At 44.8% G+C, this 5,894-nt stretch carries 4 protein-coding genes; all 4 read right to left on the minus strand.

Going from position 1 to position 5,894, the window contains the following annotated elements:
* Window positions 1-473 (minus strand): hypothetical protein (locus J7J01_00535; GenBank protein MCD6209378.1); only part of this gene is annotated, 473 nt, incomplete at its 3' end.
* A 98-nt stretch (window positions 474-571) separates the two neighbouring features.
* Window positions 572-4,198 (minus strand): DUF3344 domain-containing protein, encoded by a 3,627-nt coding sequence (locus J7J01_00540; protein MCD6209379.1) that lies wholly within the window; start codon window positions 4,196-4,198, stop codon window positions 572-574.
* 222 nt (window positions 4,199-4,420) lie between these two features.
* Window positions 4,421-5,212 (minus strand): dockerin type I repeat-containing protein, encoded by a 792-nt coding sequence (locus tag J7J01_00545; protein MCD6209380.1) that lies wholly within the window; start codon window positions 5,210-5,212, stop codon window positions 4,421-4,423.
* Window position 5,213: 1 nt separating this feature from the next.
* Window positions 5,214-5,645 carry a hypothetical protein gene (locus tag J7J01_00550; GenBank protein ID MCD6209381.1) on the minus strand — a complete coding sequence of 144 codons (432 nt, stop codon included), beginning with the start codon at window positions 5,643-5,645 and terminating at the stop codon, window positions 5,214-5,216.
* Window positions 5,646-5,894: the final 249 nt, after the last annotated feature.

Genomic DNA, 5,894 nt, shown 5'->3' on the forward strand with positions numbered 1-5,894 from the left:
ACTACGGTGAATTTGAGCTCGCTGAGTCCATCAATATCGTCAATTGCATGGAATGAGATAGTTGCGAGAACGCCTGGCTCAGTTATTCCCGGAGTTGCTGTTCTTACCTCACCGTATTTTAACCAGCCCATAGTATTATTGATTTCGTTCTTGAGCACAGTTGAATCACTACCACTGCCGAAGAACGGACCCTTATCCTGTGCAATTGCATTTAGCAGTGAATTGTTGAAGTGCAGTTCATACTGAGCGCCGAATACTTCACTGCCCTCCGGATCTATATAGACATCAATCGAGAAGTTCTGTCCTGCTAAAACCTCCTGATATGCAGGCACGACACTGACCTGTGCTGCTGTTGCAGACTGGACAAATGCAAAGACGCACAATGCCAGTGCTATTGCTGCTGTCATAATTAAACCTGTTCTCGCTGCAGGTCTACACTTACATATCTCCTCTTTTTTCACTCCCTTTTCCATTTTTTGCTCATTCTTTTTTTACCCGACATTCCCGAAAAAAGAAAAAAAGGAAAAATTTGGATTTTTTATGTTTTTCACTCCCTATCGCCTGTTTAGTTTTAATATGCGGTATGGTCCCAGTTGGCGCCCACAATTACACCGTCGAAGATGTCCACGATACAGTCGTTGTTCAAGTCTGCGCGGTCTGAGCGGTCACTTGTCCAGCTTCCCGATGTGCATTCCTCGTCCCAATCGAGTCCCACGATTACGCCATCAAATATGTCCACGACGCCATCTCCGTTTGCGTCACCAGCAATGAACACGTTCACCGGGAACGAAGTGCTGTTATCAAGGACGGGCTCTCCGTTGTCCTCAACTGTGAGTATGACATTAAAAGGCTCGTAACCGTCTGAGCCCCAGTTCCAGCTTCCGTACACGTATTCAACGGTCTCACCGGTGTCGTAGTTACCATCGCCGAACGCCCATCGGTAATAGGTGATGTTACCATCCGGGTCATGAGAGCAGGAACCATCGAAGTATGTCTTGCTCAGGTATTTCGTGCCCACATTGTTGAATTTGAACAATGTTTTACCGCGAGCAACCGGCGGCAGGTTCTCACATACCTGAACGGTGCCATTAGCAGATTCTGTATAGATTTGATTCGCATCAGAATCAGATACCTTCACTTTCGTGAAGCTCAGGATGGTGTTCGCACCATGTTTCGTTGCCGTGAAGTGTATTCTCGCAAGAGTTCCTGGATTTGTTACACCAGTTTGCGTGCCTGTTCGTGTAACAGCGAAAGCGAGTATGCCTGCATCATTGTCTATGTTATTGACGTAAACGTTCGTGCTTGCTTCGTCCTGCTTCAAGAAGTCGCCTTCGTTCTGCCATTCCGCATGTATCACCGTCGGGTCGAATGAAATCTCGTATTCAACGCCGTAAATCGGAATGCCTCTCGGATTGACCGTGACATTAACAGTGAACTGCTCGCCCTGAGCCACGCATTCAGCAGGCACTTCCGCTGCTATCTCTGGCTTACCTTTCTCCAGGATGAGGAAAGCAGTGTCAACAGCAAACATATCAGCATTGTCCTGATATGCCACCGTGTTATTGGCTGGCTGGATGAACTCACGGGGTATTTCAGTCTCGTTGATGCCGATATTTGTGCCTGGTACATATCCATTGGGCCACAATCCATGTCCTATAAGCTGTCCGTTGAAGAACAGCTTGTTGTAGTCATCGCCCTTATTGCCAGTTCCTGCAATTGTTACTAACTTGGCATTGACTACTTCGCTCGTTGGTATTGGCTCGCAACCCGTGAACGGTACATAAGTTGTTGCCTCTTCTGGAGTTACTCCGTAGTAATTGCTTGGCGAGTCATAGTAACCACTGTTCAGCAGGTCACAGCCCTCTCTTATCCATATGATTCGTTCAGGCTCATTAGTATTGTTGTAAACCACTGCCAGAACCATCCCCTCTATTGATACACCCTTATGGTCTGGATTATCGTTATAGAGTTTAGCAGTATTGTTATTACCCGTTGCTATAAGCTTGTCCGTCACATCGTATACCAATACACCATAACCACTGGAATAATCCCATGAGCCAAAGCCTTTTCTATCTGAATAGTCCGCAACTGGTGTCATATCATAGCCGTTAAATGTCAAGCTGAGATTCGCTATTGCCTGTTCAGGGCTGATGTTAATGCCTTGGTATTGGTAGTATTCGTCACCATGATAATAGACATACAAGCGAGCTTTCTTGATGTAGGTATCAGTTGGTGGGATGTTCAGGTCATCTGGAATCCAGTTAGCTGCGTAGGGGTAAGGGTTCCAGGTGTTCCATCCACTCTGGTAATAGCTGTCGCCAGGAGAGTATGTCAAGTTGATAGTTCCCTGTTCGTGGCACTGCCCGTTCGTCAGGTTCATGTCCGGACCTTCCCAGCCATCGCCTTTGTAGCCGTTCCATATAGCGGTTCCGTTATTCCACATCGTATTGTTCGTTTCGTCTGATTCCAGAATCTCACTATCAGAGTCCACAGTCACGCTTATGCTGTAAATATCGCCTGCTTTTGGTCTGAAATCCGAACAGTCGCAATATACGGTTTTATCGGTATAACCTGCTAAATTGTCAACTCTAACAGTGCATAGTGTTCCCAGGTTCTTCTCAGCGAACGTAACATTGAACGGGAATACGACATCAATACCGCTGTCCTCTTCTATCACTGCTGAAATATTGTTACATTCCGTCTTCACACCTGGACCAGGTCTCGGTCCAACTGCTTTCCCTCCTACTCCAGATGCATCGTAATTGATGGTGATGTCGCTAACTGAGAGGTCGGGTTTCGGTGTATTAATGTAAGCGGTGTCGTTGCCCACAATCCATGTATGGACTGCATCGCACCAACCCTTTGCGAACTGCGTGTTCGTGTCATTGCCATAGTTCACCACTGTAACGTTGTATTCAATAACGAGCATCTGAGATGGATATAACGTCAAATTGTTCAGCAGATAATTGTTAATAGTCCAGTTGACGATAGTTTCGCCATTAGGACCGGTGGATGTGCTGGTTGGAGGCTCTATGCTTCTCCAGATACCATCAGGGGTTCGCAATCTCGCGCTGTCCGCATAAGCTAAACTTGGCGATATTACATCCCAGACCTCTATGTCGCTGAGGTCCATGCCGGGCGAACCTCCATTACGGACTTCGCACCGCATCATGTAGGTATCGCCGATTTTCGCATTGTCTATCCCTTCCACCCATGCCGTTCCGTCCCATACGGTCTTATTCACCATAATACGAGCAGGAGGCATGGTCGTCACGCTTGCATCGTCCTGTGCCTGAATATCGACACCCAAGTCAGCTACGGTTGCAGTCACGGTTGCTATGTCTGTGTTCGTGCCATAATCAACGATAGTGGCATTGAAAGTAACGGATTGCGAGGTTCCAGCAGGCAATGAAGCCAAAGTCCAGTTCACAGTATGGTCTGTGTATGAATCAGGATTAAGAGATGCGCTGTCATTATATTTCAGACTCGCATCCATGACATCATTGATTCTTACATTTGAAAGATTCACGCATTTCGAGTTCACTGTAATGTTGAATATAACGTCCTTATCCTTCCAGTCGGAGGACAATGGTCCAAGTACATCTACCCACGCATTCGCACTTGCGTCCCAGACTGTCTTGGTGATTTCTAAAGGCTTACCACAGATGAAAGTGCCATTGTCTGCCACATGAGGAACTAACCCGCCAGTTGCGTTATATACTGCTGTTGGTTGCCCAGTTCTCGGGTCATTTCCGAAAGTCAAATTAGTTCCACAGCAGCAAGAGGAGTTACACTGAACTGTAAGAGTGCCAACTAATAGATCACCGGTTACTTCAGGCGCTGCTTTGCCAAAAGTTATCCACTCCAAGCCGTTATATCTTGTATCCCATCCACCAGAAGTCCAAAGAGCATCACGCGCCCAGTTTGTTACGTTAATACACTGAGGATTGTATAGTATGGCCAGTTGACCAGATGTTATACCTTTGGTTGTATTGACGTATATCTGGATAGTTTTATCACTGCAATCAGGAGATTTAGTATTGTCTGGATGGAAATAGATTATGGTAGTTGCACCCACTGGTATCTCATGCGGATGGTCTGCGACAGAGGCAGGTGCGAGCATTGCGAATGCAGAACCGAGTATTAGCACAGCCATTGCTATTCCAATCGTTTTCTTACCGCTTTTCTTTTTATTCATTTTTTTCCTTTTTCACCTCCTAAGGGGTTATCTGTATAGCGCCCCTCCTTGCGCTTTATGGCTTTAATCTTTCTTTTTCCTTCAGCCCCCGCATGGATTTGCACCATGCCTTCTCTCTTCAGGGGCATCCTCTGCCTATCCTTTTGCTAAAAATTACCCTCGGGCATTCCACACCGAGGGCATCTTTGCAGCATTTTGGCACTCTATTTGTTCCTTCGTTCATTACCTGCATTTCAGGTTGTACATAGGATCTCCGGGATAACTTACGTTGTTCACGAGTAAAGCGTAATCTCCCATGTTTATGCTACCATCGCCGGTCACGTCGCCAGCCCATTCATTTTTGAGGTTGTATGTGGGATTACCGGGATAACTTACGTTGTTCACGAGTAAAGCGTAATCTCCCATGTTTATGCTACCATCGCCGGTCACGTCGCCAGCCCATTCATTTTTGAGGTTGTATGTGGGATTACCGGGATAACTTACGTTGTTCACGAGTAAAGCGTAATCTCCCATGTTTATGCTACCATCGCCGGTCACATCACCGCATATCCCAACCTGTGGTAATTGTATAGTAAGATTCTGCTCGAACAAACCGCCATCGGTCATGTCCTGTGATGTAACCGTAACCGAGCAGTTAGTTGAATTGCCATTATCGCTGGCATTGAAATACAGTACATCGCCGGCACTAACGTTACACGACGAAGTTATAACCTGATAGTAGTTAGAAGATGCATTCGTCTCCACATTATAATTCTCACTGGTATTGTGGTTCGTTATGTTCATATTCGGGTTGAGCACTGCGGTTCCATTGCTATATTTCACCCAGCCATAGACATGGAACGGAGCTGGCGGTTCTGCCGCTGTTGCTAACATCGCCGTAGTTAATGAGATCACCAAAACACTCACCACTGCAGCGATACTCAGGTTTGCACGAGCCGCTTTTCTACCATCACTTCTTTTTTTCTCTTTTTCTCTGTCTATACTCCTTCTGGAAATATGGTTCATCTTTTTCATATCACCTCCTAAATTTTTTATCCCAACCTCTCTTTAGATGTGAAACAAAGCCTCGGTAAAGGATTTGCTTGCAGCATTTCTTTGCATGTAAAGAGAAAATATAAGAGCTATTTCCCAAATCGGAGTTGTTACTCTTGTTCCTTACCCTTTCGTCGAAGTCCTTCTTTATAACCTTCGTTAAATTTCTTTCAACGTTGTTAGGGGCATAAATAATGAACCCCCAATAGATTAGGAAGAGGGCGAATTTCCCTAATTTATTTCTGATTTTCGGACTAAACCCAACTAAATTAGGAAAAGAAGAAAGTAACGAAAAAAGAGGAACACCCTCTTCCCTCTTCTTCATCGCTTCACTCACCCCGTCGAAAAGCTTTTCATATCTGCCTCCTTTACTGATTTCAAGCTTTTTATTTCGCTTTCCACCCTCGCCTGCCATCTTCATCACTTTCGCCTTTTTCCTCATCGAGGCATGTATTTGGTAATATTATTATGTGTTTTAATAAAATGATTTTCGGTTTTTTTCTATTTATATGTTAATAACCAAAACTATCAAATATAGAGATAAGAGTAAACAGATATCTTAAATTTATTTGTAACCATAAGTAAAAGATTTGAAAACATTGGAGGATATTATTTTAGTAAAAATTAAATATTGGTGTAAATATAAACCTTTTCCGGGTTTGTG

The organism is Methanophagales archaeon (genome assembly GCA_021159465.1).
Classification (GTDB): domain Archaea; phylum Halobacteriota; class Syntropharchaeia; order Alkanophagales; family Methanospirareceae; genus G60ANME1.

Coding starts and splice junctions, on each gene's coding strand:
- J7J01_00540 (MCD6209379.1), bottom strand. CDS start 4,198: ATGAATAAAAAGAAAAGCGGTAAGAAAACGATTGGAATAGCAATGGCT.
- J7J01_00545 (MCD6209380.1), bottom strand. CDS start 5,212: ATGAAAAAGATGAACCATATTTCCAGAAGGAGTATAGACAGAGAAAAA.
- J7J01_00550 (MCD6209381.1), bottom strand. CDS start 5,645: ATGGCAGGCGAGGGTGGAAAGCGAAATAAAAAGCTTGAAATCAGTAAA.